Source organism: Allobosea rubneri (genome assembly GCF_032464875.1).
Classification (GTDB): Bacteria; Pseudomonadota; Alphaproteobacteria; order Rhizobiales; family Beijerinckiaceae; genus Allobosea; species Allobosea rubneri.
Window position 1 is genome coordinate 1 of sequence record NZ_JAWDID010000032.1, and the last position, 17,865, is coordinate 17,865.

10 protein-coding genes are annotated in these 17,865 nt (G+C 66.3%); 5 read left to right on the forward strand and 5 right to left on the reverse strand.

The window, feature by feature from the left end:
* The first annotated feature begins 89 nt into the window (after positions 1–89).
* Together RKE40_RS19045 and RKE40_RS19050 are read left to right on the forward strand one after the other, a co-directional pair.
* The gene (locus RKE40_RS19045) at positions 90–575 is read left to right on the forward strand and encodes a hypothetical protein (protein ID WP_316019799.1); all 486 of its coding nucleotides are present in this window, start codon (positions 90–92) and stop codon (positions 573–575) included.
* Positions 572–1,516, forward strand: coding sequence for a 2-hydroxyacid dehydrogenase (locus RKE40_RS19050; RefSeq protein WP_316019800.1), 945 nt, complete (start codon positions 572–574; stop codon positions 1,514–1,516). The genes RKE40_RS19045 and RKE40_RS19050 overlap by 4 nt, the downstream gene beginning before the upstream one ends.
* Before the next feature lie 15 nt (positions 1,517–1,531).
* On the opposite strand, the gene RKE40_RS19055 is transcribed toward RKE40_RS19050, so the two are convergent.
* The 3 genes from RKE40_RS19055 to RKE40_RS19065 form a co-directional block, all read right to left on the reverse strand.
* On the reverse strand, positions 1,532–2,389 hold the full coding sequence (locus tag RKE40_RS19055) for a C40 family peptidase (RefSeq protein ID WP_316019801.1): 858 nt from the start codon (positions 2,387–2,389) through the stop codon (positions 1,532–1,534).
* Between the two features lie 107 nt (positions 2,390–2,496).
* Positions 2,497–2,850 (reverse strand): MarR family transcriptional regulator, encoded by a 354-nt coding sequence (locus RKE40_RS19060; RefSeq protein WP_066473420.1) that lies wholly within the window; start codon positions 2,848–2,850, stop codon positions 2,497–2,499.
* Between the two features lie 81 nt (positions 2,851–2,931).
* A complete protein-coding gene (locus tag RKE40_RS19065) occupies positions 2,932–4,317 on the reverse strand; it encodes a leucyl aminopeptidase family protein (protein ID WP_390893448.1) in 1,386 nt (461 codons plus the stop codon).
* Positions 4,318–4,453: 136 nt separating this feature from the next.
* On the opposite strand from RKE40_RS19065, the gene RKE40_RS19070 reads away from it, so the two are divergent.
* Positions 4,454–5,314 carry a tetratricopeptide repeat protein gene (locus RKE40_RS19070; RefSeq protein ID WP_316019802.1) on the forward strand — a complete coding sequence of 287 codons (861 nt, stop codon included), beginning with the start codon at positions 4,454–4,456 and terminating at the stop codon, positions 5,312–5,314.
* A gap of 143 nt (positions 5,315–5,457) precedes the next feature.
* On the opposite strand, the gene RKE40_RS19075 is transcribed toward RKE40_RS19070, so the two are convergent.
* Entirely contained in the window at positions 5,458–7,170 is a 1,713-nt protein-coding gene (locus RKE40_RS19075) for a dihydroxyacetone kinase family protein (RefSeq protein WP_316019803.1), read from the reverse strand.
* A 559-nt stretch (positions 7,171–7,729) separates the two neighbouring features.
* On the opposite strand from RKE40_RS19075, the gene RKE40_RS19080 reads away from it, so the two are divergent.
* Complete coding sequence (locus RKE40_RS19080) at positions 7,730–8,422, forward strand: response regulator (protein WP_316019804.1); 693 nt, start codon at positions 7,730–7,732, stop codon at positions 8,420–8,422.
* A 104-nt stretch (positions 8,423–8,526) separates the two neighbouring features.
* Here the strand turns inward: RKE40_RS19080 and RKE40_RS19085 are convergent, their stop codons facing one another.
* Positions 8,527–10,014 carry a sensor histidine kinase gene (locus RKE40_RS19085; RefSeq protein WP_316019805.1) on the reverse strand — a complete coding sequence of 496 codons (1,488 nt, stop codon included), beginning with the start codon at positions 10,012–10,014 and terminating at the stop codon, positions 8,527–8,529.
* 485 nt (positions 10,015–10,499) lie between these two features.
* Here RKE40_RS19085 and RKE40_RS19090 point away from each other — a divergent pair, with 485 nt between their 5' ends.
* Complete coding sequence (locus RKE40_RS19090; RefSeq protein ID WP_316019806.1) at positions 10,500–17,825, forward strand: peroxidase family protein; 7,326 nt, start codon at positions 10,500–10,502, stop codon at positions 17,823–17,825.
* The last annotated feature ends 40 nt before the right edge of the window (positions 17,826–17,865 follow it).

Sequence of the window (17,865 nt, forward strand, 5' to 3'; positions counted from 1 at the left end):
TATAAAAGACAGCCTATGCCCTCGACCATCTGACCGGCCGGCGGCGCGAGCCGCGTTTCCATGAGGTCACGGTCGCGCTCGCCGCCCAGATGCTGCTGCTCGGCAAGCTCGCCGCGACCATCGAGGAGGCGACGGCAAAGATCGAAACCGCCTTCGCCAGCGGCGCGGCGGCCGAGCGCTTCGCCCGCATGGTCGTGGCGCTGGGTGGGCCGGCCGATCTGCTGGAGCGGCCGCAGGCGCATCTCGCCGCGGCGCCTCTGGTCCGGCCGGTGCTGCCGGAACGCGCCGGCATCGTCACAAAGATCGACACGCGCGGCGTCGGCCTCGCCGTGGTCGCGCTCGGCGGCGGGCGGACACGGCCGCAGGACACGATCGACCACGCCGTCGGCATCGTCGAGCTCGCCGGCATCGGCGATACGGTCGGCCCCGACCAGCCGCTCGGCATCGTCCATGCCCGCGACGAGGCCGGCTTCTCGGCGGCGCAGACGCGGCTGCGCGCCGCCTACCGGCTCGGCGATGGCCCGGTGGAGCGCGGCCCCCTGATCATTCCCGTTACGGAGGCATCCCAGCCATGAGCCTGTTGGTGGCAATGACCGTCTGGCATGTCGAGGACTGGCGCGCGCGTTTCGCCGCGCTGCTGCCGGAGCTGCCCATCGTGACGCTCGGCGAGCCTTTCGACCGGCGCGCCGTCCATTATGTCGCGAGCTGGAAACATCCCGAGGGTAGCCTCGCCGGGCTGCCCAACCTCGCCGCGATCTTCTCGCTCGGCGCCGGTGTCGACCACATCTTCGCCGATTCCCGGCTGCCGCAGGTGCCGATCGCGCGGGTCGTCGACCCCGACCTGACGACGCGGATGAGCGAATATGTCGTGCTGCACTGCCTGTCGCAGCTGCGCCAGCTGCCGCGCTACATGGCCCAGCAGCGCGCGGGAATCTGGGAGGACGACCGCAACCAGCCGGCGGCGCGCGAGGTCCGCGTCGGCGTGATGGGGCTGGGCGAGCTCGGGCTCGATGCGGTCGCGAAGCTGCGCGTCGTCGGCTTCGACGTTGCCGGCTGGAGCCGCTCGCCGAAGGTGATCGAAGGCGTGCCGACCTATTCCGGTGAAGCCGGCATGGCCGAATTCCTGGCGCGCACCGACATCCTGGTCTGCCTCGTGCCGCTGACGCCCGAGACCCGCGGCATGCTGAACCGCGCCCTGTTCGCGGGGCTGGCGCGCGACGGGCGCCTCGGCGGGCCGGTGCTGATCAATGCCGGGCGCGGCGGGCTCCAGGTCGAAGCCGATATCCTCGCCTCACTGGCCGCCGGCGAGCTCAAGGCGGCGGTGCTCGATGTGTTCGAGACCGAGCCGCTGCCGCAGGAATCGCCGCTCTGGACTCATCCCGCGGTGACGGTGACCCCGCACAACGCGGCGATGTCGGCGCCGGAGACCGTCGCGGCCCAGGTCGCGGCGCAGATCAGGCGGCTCGAGGCGGGTGAGCCGCTCGAGCACATCGTCGATCCCGCGCGCGGCTATTGAGCCGCGCCGGCGGCGTCAGCCCAGCCGCTTGATCGCGGTGATCGGTCCGCCATTGCGGGCGAGGATGCGATCGCGCGCCGGGCGCAGCGGCTCGCGGATCACGCTCATCGAGAACGCCGTCGCGTGCAGCAGGGTCTCAGGATCTGTCATGATCCCGACATGGCCCTTCCAGAAGACAAGATCGCCGCGTTGCAGACCGGTTAGGTCCTCGTCGAAGGCAACGGGCTGGCCGAGCCCCTTCTCCTGCAAGTCGGAATCGCGCGGCGCGGCGATACCGGCCGCCGCCAGCGCAAGCTGGACCAGCGCCGAGCAATCGAGGCCGAGGCTGGTCTTGCCGCCCCAGAGATAGGGCACTTCGAGGAAGCGCTCGGCGACCCCCACGAAATCCGGCTCGTGCACGTCACGGGTGCAGAGATGCTGCTTGAAGACGTGACCGCCGCGTTGGGTGACGAAGAACTCGCCGCTTTCGCCGGTGATGGCGAGCATGGCGCCGAGCGAGAGATCCTCAAGCGGCGGCAGTTTGATCGACGGGCCGGGGTAGACGAAGGTTCGCAGCGCCCGGACGCGATGGGTCGGCACTGCCGCATCGCCGGCGAGCGCGTCCTCCGGGAGATAGCCGACATAGGAATCTCCGACGAGCTGGCACCAGGCCCAGCCCTCATGCTGCTCGTAGACGCGGACCTGCTCGCCGGCCAGCGCCTGGGTATCCAGCGCAGCGTCGGGTCGCGGCTCGCGCCGCAAGGGCGCGAAGGGCGTGACGACGCGCATCGGCACGGGATCGGCAAAGGCCAGCGCCTCGACCTGGCCATCGAGATGGCGGGCGGCGAGATCGGGCCGGGCAGGGGTAAGGCGGCGGTCGAGAATCTCTGTCATGGCGCCAGTGTAGAGCATTTTCGAGCGAGGTGGGCACCGGTTCGCGTGAAGAAAATGCGATAAAACAAGGGCCTAGCGCTGCCGGATTAACGGGCGAAGATGCCGGATCAGGCCGGGCCGAGCTCGCGGGCCCGCGCCGTCACGAGATCGGCGAGGTGCTCGACGGCGAGCGCGCCCGCGACCGTGCGCTGGATCACGACATTGCGCTTGTCGGTCTCGTCGCGGCGGCGCGTCACCAGGCCGAGCTTGCCCATCGAATCCAGCGCGCGGGTGATCACCGGCTTGGTGACGCCGAGCCGGCTGGCGAGGCCGCGCACCGTATGCGGCGGCAGCTCCAGATAGATCGTCAGAAGGATCGCGGTCTGGCGCACCGACAAATCGGAATGCGCATCCTGGACCAGGTCGAGATGGACCTGGCGCCAGAGCTTGAGCGCCTGAGACGGTTTGATCTCCAGCGCCATGAGCGCTCGTTCCCCCGATCGTTACGGGGCCGTATCATTATCGCAGCGCCAGGGCGGCGCAACCGCTGACGCGAGACAGGCTTAACGCGCCGGGTAGAGCTGCCGGGCGAGCGCATAGGTCAGCCGGGCGCCCTGGCATTCACCGCCCTCAGGCCGGCCGGGCTTGGCCGAGGGATTCCAGCCATAAATGTCGAAATGGGCATAGGAGACGGACTTCTCGACGAAGCGGTTGAGGAAGAGCGCCGCCGTGACCGAGCCGGCGAAAGGGCCACCCGAGATATGGTTGACCTCGGCCACCTTGGAATCGAGCAGGGCGTCATAGGCCGGCCAGAGCGGCAGCCGCCAGACCGGGTCGTTCACCGCCATGCCGAGCCGTGCGATCTCGGCCGCCAGGCCCTCGTCATGGGTGTAGAAGGGCGGCAAATCGGGGCCGAGTGCGACACGGGCGGCGCCTGTCAGCGTGGCGTAGTCGATCAGCAGCTCCGGGGCTTCCTCATCGGCCAGCGCCAGCGCGTCGGCGAGGATCAGGCGTCCCTCGGCATCGGTGTTGCCGATCTCGACCTTCAGCCCCTTGCGGCTCGGCAGCACATCGCCCGGCCGGAAGGCCGAGCCGGACACCGCGTTCTCCACCGCCGGCACCAACAGGCGCAACCTGACCCGCAGCTTCGCCTGCATGATCATCCGCGCCGCGGCGATCGCGGCGGCCGCGCCGCCCATGTCCTTCTTCATCAGGAGCATGCTGGCATCGGGCTTGAGATTGAGCCCCCCGGTATCGAAGGCGACGCCCTTGCCGACCAGGGTCAGGCGGGGATCGCCCTCTTCGCCCCAGCGCAGTTCGATCAGCCGCGGTGCCCGCGGCGAGGCACGGCCGACCGCATGGATCATCGGGAAATTGGCGGCGAGGAGATCGTCGCCGACGATGCTGGTAACGTCGGCGCCGAAGGCCGCGCCGAGCGCCCGCACCGCCGCCTCGATCTCGGCTGGGCCGAGATCGTTCGCGGGCGTGTTGACGAGATCGCGGGCGAGCGCGGTCGATTCGGCGAGGTTGGTCAATTCCTCGCCGTCGACGCCGGCCGGCAGGACGAGCCGCGCCGTCGCCGGCTTCGGCTTGCGGTAGCGCTCGAAGCGATAGGCCGACAGCAGCCAGCCGAGCGCTGCGAGGCCGGGCTCGCCGATCTCGCCCGACAGCGCATAGCCGCCGGCCGGGAGCAGCGCGGCGAGACGGCCGGGCGCGAAGGGATCGCGCCGCCGGACCGTCGCGGGCTCGACGCCGAGCAGCACCGCCGCGAGGGCTCCGTTCGCGTCCGGCAGCAGGACATGCTGGCCGGGGCGGGCCTCGAAGCCCTGCGCCTGGGCGAAAGCACGCGCCAGCGGCGCCAGCCCCGCCCTGAGCTCCGGCCAGCCGCCGGCGGCGACGCAATGGACGGGAATGGCAGGCGAGCCGGCGGGCTGGAGCAGGGCGTGCACGGGCAGAAAACCTCTCGCAAGGGGACCATGGCGGCCCTTGTGAGCCACGCGAATCCGGCTGGTTAACAGTCCGTTAGGGTTAACGTTTTATCACCGCAGGCAACAGTTTTCCGTAACCGGCGAGGCAGTCCGGCCGATGTCCAAGCCTATGATATCCTCCCGCATCCGCCGTTTCGCCGCGGTTTCGCTCGCCTGCCTCGCCCTCGGCGCCTGCCAGATGCGCAGCGGCCCCGGCGACGTCACCGGCTCGATCGGCAGCAGCGCCAGTCAGCCGCGCGGGCCGGAGCAGTGGCGTGCCGAGGAAGCGCAATGGGCCAAGCGCTACGAGGCCAATCCCAAGGACCGCAACGCCGCCTTTTTCTACGCAAGGGCCCTGCGGGCGCTCGACAAGAACGCCCAGGCGCTCGCCATCCTGCAGGGCGCTGTGCTGGTCCATACCAACGACCTCGAGCTGCTCGGCGCCTATGGCCGCTCGCTTGCCGATAACGGCCGCCTGAAGGAGGCCGACGACGTGCTGAGCCGGGCCCATACGCCGGAGAAACCGGACTGGCGGGTGCTCTCGGCGCAGGGCACCGTCGCCGACCAGCTCGGCGAGCACGACCGCGCCCAGCAGATCTACCAGACCGCGCTCAGGCTGGCGCCGAACGAGCCGACGGTGATGTCCAATCTCGGCCTGTCGCTCGCCTTGTCGAAGCGCCTGCCCGAGGCCGAGCGCGTGCTGCGCGAGGCTGCCGCCGCGCCCGGCAGCGATGCCCGCGTGCGCCAGAACCTCGTCCTCGTGCTCGGCCTGCAGGGACGCTTCGCGGATGCCGAACAGATCGCCCGCCAGGATATGAGCCCGGCCGAGGCCACGGCGACCGTCGCCTATCTGCGCCGCTCGGTCAGCCAGCCCAATAGCTGGGAGATGCTGCGCGGCAGCAAGGGCAAGGCGCAGGCGCCACGCACCGCCAGCCCCGGACAGGCGCCGGTCGATGCGGAGAGCGGCCAGGCCGGCTGATCGAGAGGGCGCCCCCTGCCGGCAGGGCAGCCTATAAACCCGGTCGTCCCGTTCCCTCGCCGCAACAAGGATCGGGACCGCCCGGATACACGCGGCGCTGCCAGAACTCGGGCTCGGCCCGCGGGCGGCGTTTCGCTACGCGGTCACTCGACTCTCGACGCGGACCGGTCGGCGATCGCGCCGAGCCACACTGAAACCGCGACGGCGCCGCCATCGGGCGCGCCAAGGGCACGATCGCCAAGGTAGCTCGCACGGCCGAGCCTCGGCTTCATCCCAGCGGTCGCCTCGGCACCGATCCGCGCCGCTTCGGCGGCTTCAGCCCAGGCCGCACTCGCAGTGAGATCGCGCCGTGCCGCAGCCGCCAAGGCCTCGGCAGCCGGAAGCAAGGCATCGAGCATGGTCCGGTCTCCGCCCTTGGCGCCGCCAAGTTCCGAAACGGCGGCGACGCCGGCCGAGAAGGCCGCGCTCCAGCTCTTCAGATCGCTCTCCGCCTCCCTTGTGAGTTGCCGCGCGGCGCGCAGCAGTCCCACGGCATAGAAGGGTCCGGAACTGCCACCGATGGCGCGTCGCAGGGCGCCGGCCAGCAAGGCCAGGACCGATGCCGCATCGGCCGAATGGCTCGCGGCACAGCTTGCCCGGATTGCATCCGCGGCCCGCCTCATGCTGATGCCGAGATCGCCGTCGCCGGCGCGGCTGTCGAGCTCGGTGAGCAGCGGTTCGGCGGCTTCCAGCGCAACCGCCGCGGCAAGCGCGGCGTGCCTGACGGTCGCGCCGAGAGCGTCCGCCGACACCACGGCCTCGCTTTCCGGGGGTGGCTCACCAGCCGAGACGATGGTTGCACTCGTCGGCACGATGCCGGGCCCGGCCCAGGCCGGGGCCTGTGTCGGTTCGTCGAGCAGGGCAAGGCGGGCATCGTCCAGCGCCATCACAGAAAGCGAGCAGCCCGGCATTTCGAGCGCGCTCAGCAAGGTGCCGGCCCAGGCTCGGCCCACGACCAGCCCGCGCTCGCGCAACCGGGCGAGCGCGCGCCTGGCAACGACCGCGAGTTCCATCGTCGTGGTGCCGCCGAGATTGTTGACCAGCAGGGCGACGGGCGTGCCCGCAGCGTAACCGCGATCGGCGAGGATCGTGTCCAGCAGCCGGTCGGTGATGGCGTCGGCCGGTGCGATCTTCTGGCGGGCGATGCCGGCCTCGCCGTGAATGCCGAGGCCGAGCTCGATCTCGTCCGCGCCGAGGCTGAAACCCGGCGTGCCGGCGGCCGGGATCGTGCAGGCGCCGAGCGCGACGCCCATGGTGCCGGTCACCGCCGCGGCCGCACGGCCTGCCGCGGCCACCCTCTGCAGGTCCTCGCCGGCTTCGGCGAGCGCACCGACGATCTTGTGGATCATCACGGTGCCGGCAATGCCGCGACGGCGCTCATCCGGGACCGTGTCGCGCAGGGCGACATCGTCGGCGACGACGACGATCTCGGTGGGAATGCCGCCGGCGCGAGCAAGCTCGGCCGCAAGGCCGAAGTTCAGCCGATCGCCGGTGTAGTTCTTGACGACCAGAAGCGCACCGGCAGGCCCTGCGACGGCATGGATCGCGGCCAGCACCGCATCGACGGACGGCGAGGTGAAGACATCGCCCGACACTGCCGCATGCAGCATGCCCCTGCCGACATAGCCGGCATGGGCCGGCTCGTGCCCGGCACCACCGCCGGAGATGACCGCGACCTTGCGCTGCGCCGGTCCGGGCGTGTCGCTGCGCAGCACGACGTCGTACTCCGCCAGCAGCGCGAGCCCGGGATGAAGGGCGACGATCCCTTCCAGCATTTCGCGGACAACCTGGCGGGGATCGTTGATCAGCTTCTTCATGACATCCTTCCAGAAGGCACGGCGCAGGCCGCGGCCCAGACTGGCGAATAGCTGAGCCCGGTCAACCTTGGAGGAGGCGGGTTTCGCGTTTCCCCGGCGACGAGGAGACGCTGAGCCAGCTTGAGATACTGGCGGAGGAGCACGTGCTCGCCGGCCTCACCCTCCGCTGATCGCGTGACGGCGAGAGGAAAGTCTTTGTGGACCGCATGCGCGAGCGCTTGGCCCTGTCCGCTGCGCCCATCGCACAGCTTAGAACCACCACGCGCTCATGATGCGTCTCGACAGGGCGTTCCGGCTCTGCGGCAGGACGGCAGCCGGCGAGATCCGGGCATCCAGATCGCCGCATCGGCCGGCCGCATCGTTCCTGACCGATGGCAAGATACCAAGGCGAGGTAATCACAGTGAACGCATCGCGGTTCAACCCTCGCGGTGTAAGGTGCAGTGCGAACAGAAACGCGAGGCAATTCGCTGTTAAAGGCCGCCTCGCCGCTTGCCTTGGAGTAGCCTGAGCCGAACGATCCCAAGAAGAATGTGACGATACTTTGCAGCGAGAGGGTCTATGGAACGGATAACGATTGCAGTCGTTGACGACCACCCTCTCCTGATGGAAGGAATCGTCGCGCTGATGCAAAGAAAGCCTGGATTTTCCTTGGCATCGGCAGGATCACAGGCGGGCGACATCTGCGCGATTGCTGTCAAACACCGCCCCGATGCAATGGTCGTCGACCTGAACATGCCCGGTGACGCCTTCCAGGCGATCGCGGACGCTGCGCGTGCCGTGCCGGAGATGAAGATCGTGGTCTTCACGGCTTCGACCAGCACGGATCACGCGATTCAGGCTCTCGAGGCAGGCGCCAAGGGCTATGTGCTCAAGGGCAGCACGGCGGAGGATCTGATCGAGGCCATCGAAGCGACCTGCCGCGGCGAAATCTACATCACCCCATGCTTCTCCGCCAAAGTGATCGGCGCCCTGCAGTGCAAGGCACTGGAAAAGAAGTCCGCCCAGGCCACCCGCCTCAGCGTCCGTGAGGACCAGATCGTGAAGCTGCTCCTCTGTGGCAAGCAGAACAGGGAGATCGCCAGGGCGCTTTCGCTGAGCGAGAAGACGGTCAAAGGATACATGACCCACCTCATGCACAAGCTGAACGCGCGCAATCGGCTGGAAGTCGTTATCGCTGCCCAGCGGCTGAATGCGGCGGCGCTCGAGGCTGCAGGCGCCTCACCGAGAACGAGCAAGCCAGCACCGCCCTGAATTCCAGCGCATTTTCGAGCGAAGCCGGCACCGGGACGCGTGAAGAAAATGCTATGGTAGAGAACTAGAGCCTTTCCCGCGTTTCAACGAGGCGGAGAAGGGCTCTAGGAGCGCAGCGGCAAGCTTGCGCGGATCTCGGTTCCGCCATTCTGCAATCTGATGATCGCCAGGCTGCCGCGCAGCGCCTTGACGCGGCTCTCCATGCCACGCAGCCCGAGCTTGGTGCTGCCCATCGGACGGTGGAGCTGCGATGACGATTGCACGCCGCTGTCGGCCACGGCGATCTCCAGCATCTTTCCGTCGCCCCGGGCCGTTACACGTTGCCCGCGTCCACCCGCATGCTTGTAGGAATTGTTCAGCGCCTCCTGGATGACGCGGTAGGCGCAGACCCGGATGGCACGCGGGGCGTGCTTGGGCAGGTTCATGAGATCGCGCGCGACTCGGGTCCCGGTGTGTTCCTCATGTCTCGTCACCGCCAGGTCGATGGTCTCCGCGGGAGACAGGTGCTCGACCTCCGGAAGCACGAGTCCGGCGGACAGGTTTCGCAACTCGGCCAGAGTTTTCTGGATCAACGGCTCCAGGTTCTGGCGGATCGTTCTCGCAAGCTCCTCTGGCTGCTCGCCCTGCTCCGAGGCCCGAGGCAGCTTCAGCATCATCAGGCTCAGGATCTGGATCGGCCCGTCATGGATATCCGCGCCGATGCTGGCCAGATAGGTCTCATTCAAGGCTGAAGCATTGAGACGTGCGCGATCTGCGGCGCGACGCAAGGCGTTGTTACGCTTGGCCAGCGCTGCCGCACGTGCAAGGTTCGCTTCCAGCAAGTCCTGCTGCATGCCGATCGTTCGGCTGATACGGCTCGCGATCAAATAAAGCAGAAATACAATAACAATTGTAACGAATGCTATGAGCATCCACGTCGTAAACTCCATTTCATAAAGCTCTTTTTGAATTCTTGTATCGAATTCATAAAATTCTCCGATCGCAATGATATCCTTTGTCTTTCTTTTGTAGATTGGAGCATAGATTTCTATAAGTCTATTACTATTGTCAGATAATCTAAATTCACCTTTCTCATCATCCGGATCTGTATCTATCACAACACTCCCAGAAAGAGTTCTGGCAATGTAGTCGGGATGCATCTTCTGATGGGAGTCCGACTTGTTCGTGCTGTAGACGAGATTCCCGCTGGTATCCCAGATCTTGATGATTGCGACGCGACTGCCAAGATTCGTCTTGAAAAGCAGGTCGTCAATCTCCGCTTCGCTCTCCGGAGTCAGCCGGTTCGCGTGCTCCAGAAGCTGCACGTGATTTGAGAGAAAGCCTTCCAAATAGAGCGCGCCTGTCTCCGCCATCCCCTGGACCCAGCCGTCTCGGATGCGCTTCTCGACCCAGTAGCCAAGCGTCGCCATCGACAGGCCCACCGCCAGCGCGGCGGTAATCAGGAATTTCCGTTCCAGGCTAAGCGCGCGCCAGTGCCTCGAAACGGCGGCGGGCAAGCCCAGCCCCGGCCAGTGCGCCGGAGCGCTCGAAGCCGGTGGCGAAGCGGCGAGGTCGGGGCCTTGCCGGGGCTTTCCATCTGCAGGCGAGCTCATCCGCAATCCTCATGGATTCAGGCCGAGTACCCTCCGACCGGGCGCGCCAGGTCACTGCCAGTGAAGATCAATTTCGTATGAAATAACAAGATAATAAAGGGCGTTCACCAAAGCCTGCGCTCCCTCCCGGGAATCGGTGCTTGAGCTTCGGCTTGGAGGTCGCCTCGCGGCTGTCCGCACCGGGCGGCGCTCATCGCCGCATGCACGAGGCGCGGTTCCTCCCGGCGAAATCTAGCCGCTCCGACCGCAATCTCAAGCGTACGAAAGTCCGCCGCCGACTGCCGACTAAGGTCGGTACTTTTGGCTGGACCTTCCGCGCTATGAAATCAGCCAATCCGAAATAATGATCGACGATACGAATTCGATATTATTCGTATTAAATTTTATGATCTCACAGCTCGACGTCAATAACAACAATATTGATTTTATTTGGCACGTTACCTGAAGCGTCTTTGCGGTCGGTCACAAAAATCGGAGACGGTACGATGGTATCCTACATCAGAAGCGATCTCGATTTCATTCTCGCGCAGATCAAGATCGCCGAGAACCATGCGAACGGCCAGCCGCTGTTCGGTCCCGGTGGGCAAATTCCGGCCTACAACATTGCCTGGGGACTTCGTACCGTCGACGGTTCCTATAACCATCTGCTTCCGGGCCAGGAACAGTGGGGCGCGGCCGACAATCCCTTCCCCGAGTTGCTGCCACCGCAGTACCGTCCGGCGGACGGCACGTCCTTCGATCCGGACGGCCCCGGGGGCGCGCCGGCCATGCCGACGGCACCGAACTACAACCCGTCGAACAATCCGGGTTCGCTCGTCTTCGATTCGAGCCTACGGACCATTTCCAACCTGCTCGTCGACCAGACGCTGGGCAACCCGGCGGCGATCCTGACGGCGCTCCAGCGCGCCGGCTCGGCGACGCAGATGACCGATCTCGCTGCGATCACGACGATCTACCAGACCTTCAAGCCGGCTTCCGACGCCGAGTATCAGGCGCGCGTCGTGATGCAGAACGCCAAGACCGCAGCCGATGCGCTGGGCGATGGCAATCCCGATACGCCCCCCACGCCCGCCGAGCAGACGGCGCTCGATGCGCTGGCGGCGGCGACCACCGCGCATGCTGCCACGGTCACGGCTCTGGAGGCGGCGCGCGTGGTGCGTGACGCGGCGCTCGAGCCGTTCGGCATCGCAATGGACGGCGACAACGTCCATCTCCCGGCCGTCGCGCCCGACGAAGGCCTCTCGGCGCCGTTCAACTCGTGGTTCACGCTGTTCGGCCAGTTCTTCGATCACGGCCTCGACCTGGTCAACAAAGGTGGCAGCGGCACCGTGTTCATCCCGCTACAGCCGGATGATCCGCTCTATGTCGCGGGCAGCCCCACCAATTTCATGGTGCTGACGCGCGCTACGGTTGGCCCCGGCGCCGACGGCGTCATGGGCACACCCGACGACACGCGTCCCGTCAACACCACCACCGCCTATGTCGATCAGAACCAGACCTATACCTCGCACCCGTCACACCAGGTCTTCCTGCGCCAGTATGTGACCAACGCCGCGGGCGACCCGGTCGCCACCGGCAAACTGATTGAAGGCGCCAATGGCGGCATGGCGACCTGGGGCGAGGTCAAGGCTCAGGCCCGGACGGTGCTCGGCATCCAGCTGACCGACAACGACGTCGGCAGCGTGCCGCTGATGCGAACCGACGCCTATGGCAACTTCATTCCGGGCACCAACGGTTTCCCGCAGATCATTACAGGCATCGGCCTCGACGGCATTCCCAACACCGCCGACGACATCGTCGTCGAGGGCAATCCCGCGGCCAACGGCGGCCTCGGTGTTCTGACGACCGGCGCGATCCGCACCAGCCACGCCTTCTTGGCCGACATCGCGCATGAGGCGGTCCCGGTCGGCAAGATCGCCGATGGCGACATCACGATCGGCCTCGGCAACCCCGGCAATGGCGACACCGAATACGACAACGAGCTGCTCGACGCGCACTTCATCGCCGGCGACGGCCGCGCCAACGAGAATATCGGCCTCACCGCCGTGCACCATGTCTTCCATTCCGAGCACAACCGGCTGGTCGAGCATACCAAGGAGGTCGTGCTGGCCGACGCCAACACCATGCTCGCCGAAGGCGCGTCGCAGGCGGAGGCCGTGGCCTTCCTCAACGAATGGCTGGTCAACGATGTCGCGGCTGTTCCGGCCAGCGCCGCCGGCCTGATCTGGGACGGCGAGCGCCTGTTCCAGGCCGCTAAGTTCGGCACCGAGATGCAGTACCAGCATCTCGTCTTCGAGGAGTTCGCGCGCAAGGTTCAGCCGAACATCAACGTCTTCCTCGTGCCCGACGGCTTCGACACCACGATCGATCCCTCGATCGTCGCCGAGTTCGCCCATGTGGTCTACCGCTTCGGCCACTCGATGCTGACCGAGCAGATCGACCGGCTCGACACCAACTACGCCTCCAACTCGATCAGCCTGATCGAAGGCTTCCTCAACCCGACGGCCTTCAACGGCCTGAACGGCGTGATCGACGACGAGATCGCCGCCGGCTCGATCATTCGGGGCATGACCCGTCAGGTCGGCAACGAGATCGACGAGTTCGTGACCAGCGCGCTGCGCAACAATCTGCTCGGCCTGCCGCTCGACCTCGCGACCATCAACCTCGCCCGCGGCCGCGACACCGGCGTTCCCTCGCTCAACCAGGCGCGCGCCCAGTTCTACGAAGCGACCAACCAGGACGTCCTGCTCAAGCCCTATGAGAGCTGGGTCGACTTCGCCGGGCACCTCAAGCACGAAGCCTCGATCATCAACTTCATCGCGGCCTACGGCACGCATTCGCTGATCACCGGCGAGACCACGATCGAAGGCAAGCGCGACGCGGCCCTGACGCTGATCCAGGGCTCCGGCGTGGGCAAGTTCGCTGTGCCCGGGTTCGTCATGCCGACCGATGCGGTCGACTTCCTCAATGCCACCGGTGCCTATGCCGGCGGTTCGCTCGGCGGCCTCAACAATGTCGATCTCTGGATCGGCGGCCTCGCCGAGGAGATCATGCCGTTTGGCGGCATGCTCGGCTCGACCTTCAACTTCGTCTTCGAAGTGCAGATGGAGAAGCTGCAGAACGGCGACCGCTTCTACTACCTGCAGCGCCTCGACGGCCTGCACCTCTTCGGCGAGATGGAGAACAACTCCTTCGCCGGCATGATCATGCGCAACACCGATGCGACGCACCTGCCGTCCGACGTGTTCTCGACCCCCGGCCTGATCCTCGAGGTCAACCAGTCCAGGCAGTTCAACGATCTGGACGGCAACGGAACGCTCGAGAGCACAGATCCGGTCGGGACCGGCATCCTGACGCAGCTGGTGATCCGCAACGACCCGTCGACCCCGGGGCTGGACTCGAACTATCTCCGCTATACCGGCTCGGACCATGTGGTCCTCGGCGGAACCGATGGCAACGACACGCTGATCGGCGGTATCGGTGACGACACGCTGTTCGGCGACGCCGGCAACGACAAGCTCGAAGGCGGCTTCGGCAACGACATCATCAATGGTGGTGACGGCGACGACATCATCAAGGACAGCGGCGGCGACGACAACATCAAGGCCGGCGCCGGCAACGACGTGGTCCATGCGGGCCCGGGCCTCGATCTCGTCATGGGCAATGACGGCCAGGACTTCATCTTCCTCGGCACGGATATGGGCTCGGAAGTCTTCGCCGGCACGGGCAACGACTTCATCTATGGCAACAAGAACGCCGAACGCATCCTCGGCAACGAGGGCAATGACTGGATCGAAACCGGTACTTTCGACGGCGCGCCCGGCGACAATTTCGACGAGGTCTTCGCGCATGACAGCATTGACGGCCATGACGTGTTCCTCGGCGATGGCGGCTTCGACGAGTTCATCGGCGAGGGCGGCGACGACATCATGGTCGGCAGCGCCGGCCGCGGCAAAATGGCCGGCATGTCGGGCTTCGACTGGGCGACCTACAAGGACAACACCCTTGGCGTGAACGCCAATCTGTCGATCCCTATCGTGTTCGACGAGGCTCCGACCCTGCCCCAGAACGCAGCGCTCGACGAGTTCGCGTCGATGGAAGGCCTCTCGGGCAGCCGCTTCAACGACGTCCTGACCGGCTCCGAAGCGACCGCGGCCGACCGGCTGCCCGCCGCTCAGGGGGGCACCGAAGGCTTTGCCGGAAGCGCGCTCGACGCGGAAGGCATTGCCCTGATCGCCGGCCTGCAAGAACTGCTCGGCCAGGGCGTGACGTCCTTCTCGGCGGGCGACATCATCCTCGGCGGCGACGGCAGCGACGTCATGACGGGCCTTGCCGGCGACGACATCATCGACGGCGACAAGTGGCTCGACGTGCAGATCGGCGTCTTCGCTCCCGAGGACGTCAACCACACCGGCACCCCGCTCGCCCTGCACAAGAGCATGACGACGCTGGCGAACGCGATGTTCAACGGCACGATCAATCCCGGCCAGCTCTCGATCGTCAGGACGATCCGGGACAGCACCGCACAGGAAGCGCTGGGCCAGACCACCGACAGCGACGGCGTCGCCGATATCGACGTCGCGGTGTTCTCCGGCGCGCGGGCCGAATACGAAATCGACTTCAACCCCGACGGCACCGTGACCGTCTCCCATACCGGCGGCCTCGCGACCGACGGCACGGACACCGTCCGCAATGTCGAGATTCTGCGCTTCACCGACCAGGACATCTCGCTGCTGGCGCCGACGCTGGATCTACATGGTCCGACGACGTCGACGAGCACGGTCGTCGTGGAGCAGGCCTATCGCGACCAATTCGGCGCCAGTGCCTACACCAACAACAATGGCACCTCGAACTGGGCGGGGAGTTGGACCGAGAGCGGCGATGATGGGAACGCAGCAGCTGGCGACGTGAACATCGGCGGTGGCAGGCTGCAATTCGTCGCAGGCATCGATGGCGGCGAGACTCTCGCCCGTGCGGTGAATCTCACGGGCATCACGCGGGCCACCTTGTCCTTCAGCTGGGAGGCAGACGACCTCGATGGTGGCAACGAAACCGTCTCGGTCCAGGTGCGCAACACCACGAACGGTGCTTGGACGACGTTGGGGACAGCGCTAGGCGGTGATACCACCGGCGCCTTCTCGATGGCGCTGCCGGCCAACCTGATCGGAGCGAACACGCAAATCCGCTTCCTGGTCAACGGCTCCTTCGAGACCGGGGGGGGTGGCACCAGCGAGAATTTCTACATCGACAACGTCAACATCCGGACCGAGGTCGATACGGTCACGCCCGTTCCTGGCGGACCAGGCAACAACTACAGCACCAACTACACCGAAAATGGCGCTCCCATCCCGATCGCACTGGGGCCTGTCGTCACCGATGACGGCACGACCATCGCGTCGGCACGGATCGTCATTACCAATGCCAGCGCTGGCGATGCCCTGTCGGTGACAGGCACGCTGCCGGCCGGGATCAGTTCGTCGCTCGACCCCAACCCGCCTGCAGGGCAGCTGGTCCTGAACCTGACCGGTAACGCCTCGCCGGCCGCCTACCAGACGGCGATTGCGCAGATCCGGTATTCGAGCACCTCGGAGAATCCGTCCACGGTGGCCCGGACGATCAACGTCACCGTCAATGACGGCCTGCTGAACAGCGCGGTCGCCACCACGACGGTCAATGTCGTGGCGACGAACGACGCTCCGATCGCCGCCAACGATACGGTCATCACCAACGTGGCCGCGAATACCAGCTTCGCGATCCAGCGGTCGGCCCTCCTCGCCAACGACAGCGATCCCGAGGGCTCGCCCGTGACGATCACGGTGGTCGGCGGGCAGAACGGTCTCAGCGCTCCGGTCCTGGGCGCTGACGCCGTGACGGTTTCCGATACCGGCGGCGCCGGCGGTTCCTTCACCTATACCGGCAGCGATGGGACGTTGACCGACGGAGCAACCGTGAGCGTGACCCGTGTCACCGGCACGACGGTCAATGGCAACAACGACGCGGAAATCTATGTGCTCGCCGGCACTGCCGATACGGTCAACGCCAGCGGCGGCAACGACATCATCTTCGCCGGCGGCGGCATCGATACCATCAATGCCGGCAGCGGCAACGACCGGATCGACGGCGGCGACGGCAATGACATCATCACCGGCGGACTTGGCGACGACGTGATCCTCGGCGGGACCGGGAACGAGACGATCACCTGGAACGCCAACGCCAATGGCGCCACTGACGGCTTCGACATCGTCAATGGCGACTTCGGCACCGATACCTTCCGGGTCACGACCCGTGCGGGCGAGGCGGAGACCTATCGCGTCTATGCCAGGGACTACTGGGAAGACATGCTCCTGCTCGGCGGACTGCAGCCGGATACCGAGATCGTCATCACCCGGACCACCGGAGGGACCACCTCGATCATCGCCGAACTCGACAATATCGAGGAAATCCGGATCGGCACGCAGACCACCGATCCGGTCAATGGCGGCGCCGGCGGCACGCCGGGCGACACCGTGCAGATTTTCGGCGACTTCTCGACCACGAGTCTGGCGCTCAACACCATCACCATCGACGGCAACGTCGGTGACGACACCATCGACATCACCTCGCTGTCCTCGGCGCACCGCATCGTCTTCAGGTCGAATGGCGGCAACGACACGATCATCGGGACGCTGCGCCCGCAGGATGTGATCGAGCTGCCGGGAGACGCGACCCCGGAGGACTACGACGTCACCACCGAGGACGGCATCACCAAGATGACGAGCCCGGCGCACACCATCTCCTTCAAGACGACGGGCGGCATGCCGCAATTCTCGAACCATGAGGATGATGACGACGAAGATGACGACGACCATCACAACGGCTCTGGCTGTGACGACGATGACGACACCCCGACCAATCCGGCGCCAGGCGCGGGAAGCCCGCGGACCGGCACGCCGCAGGACGATGTCCTGACCGGCACCGGAGCAGCGGATACGCTGGTGGGGCTCGGGGGCGATGACGTCCTGACCGGCGCGGGCGGCGACGATGCCATCTCTGCGGGGGCGGGAGACGATGTCGCCGATGCCGGCGCAGGCCGCGACGTGGTCTTCGGGGCGGCCGGAAACGACCAGCTCTTCGGCGGCGCCGGAGCCGACATGCTCTATGGCGAGGCTGGCGACGACAAGCTGTTCGGCGACGGCGGCGATGACCTGCTTTCCGGCGGAACCGGTAACGACACCGTGGTCGGCGGCGCCGGCAACGATGTGATCGTCGGCGAAGTCGGCGACGGCAACGACTCGTACTACGGCGACGGCACCGATGGCGGAGCCGGCACCGACACGCTCGACCTGTCGGCGATCACGGCGAACCTCACCGTCGATCTCGGCAACGGGCTCCTCGGGCGCGGCAGTGCCAGCAGCAGCCAGAGCGGGACCGACTCGCTCTGGAACATCGAGAATGTCGCGACCGGATCCGGCAATGACACCATCACGGCCAGCAATGCGGTGAACGTGATGGAAGGCGGGACCGGCAACGACACCTTCCGCTTCCTGAGCAAGGAAGGCGCGGATGGCGATACGATCCTCGGTTTCGAGCCCGGCGACCGGCTCGACGTCAGCGGCATCGACGCCAATGCGGCGGTGGCCGGCAACCAGGCCTTCACGCTGGTGCCCGGCGCCGACTTCACCGCCACCGCCCAGCTGGTGGTGACCTATGAGACGCGGGCTGATGGCGATTACACGATCGTCAAGGGGAACGTCGATGCGGCGACGGACACCGATTTCCGCATCGAGCTCAAGGGCAGCCACACGCTGACCTCGGACAACTTCAATCTCTGAGGTCCAACTTCAGGGAGCGGTCCGCGCCCCGGGCCGCTCC